Below are 494 nucleotides of genomic sequence, written 5' to 3'. Positions count from 1 at the left end.
CCGTGGTCTCCGTCTCCACCAGCCCCTCGCGCAGCTTGCGCAGGTCCACGGGGCCGAACAGTTCGGAGGGCTCGGTGAAGCGGCCCAGCAGGTACTCGAAGTAGGAGCCCCCCAGCGCGCGGGCGGTGCGGCGCACGGCCTCGCTCTTCGCGGTACCGGGGGGACCGATGACCAGCAGGTGCTCACCGGCGGCGGCGGACAGCGCGATGAGCTCCACCATGGCCTCGCGCTCGACGAGCCCCTGTCCCGCGTCGGAGAGGGCGTCGCGGACGGCGGTGGCCGCGGCTTCAAAGGTGACGGACATGAACGAAAGCCTAACCGCCGGACTCCGCCAGCGCGAAGAGCACCCACCCCCTTGAAGGAATACCAGCGGACGTCCACCGGCCTCGCGGTACCGGGACGCCTGCTCGTCGACGGTGAAGGCCGGGGGTGGGCGCGGGAGCGGGGCGTCCTCCCGTGACGGAGGGCGGTTGGCTTCATGACACGGAGTCCCA

Annotated in this window: 1 protein-coding gene; it reads right to left on the bottom strand. The window is 71.7% G+C overall.

Translation table 11 applies throughout. From position 1 onward, the window contains the following. A partial coding sequence (locus D7Y04_RS42565) for an AAA family ATPase (RefSeq protein WP_158627692.1) occupies window positions 1-304 on the bottom strand: 304 nt, incomplete at its 3' end. Window positions 305-494: the final 190 nt, after the last annotated feature.

Source organism: Corallococcus sp. AB038B, assembly GCF_003668955.1.
Classification (GTDB): domain Bacteria; phylum Myxococcota; class Myxococcia; order Myxococcales; family Myxococcaceae; genus Corallococcus; species Corallococcus exiguus.
The sequence above is the reverse complement of the archived record's forward strand: the minus strand, read 5'-3'. Positions and strand labels throughout refer to the sequence as shown.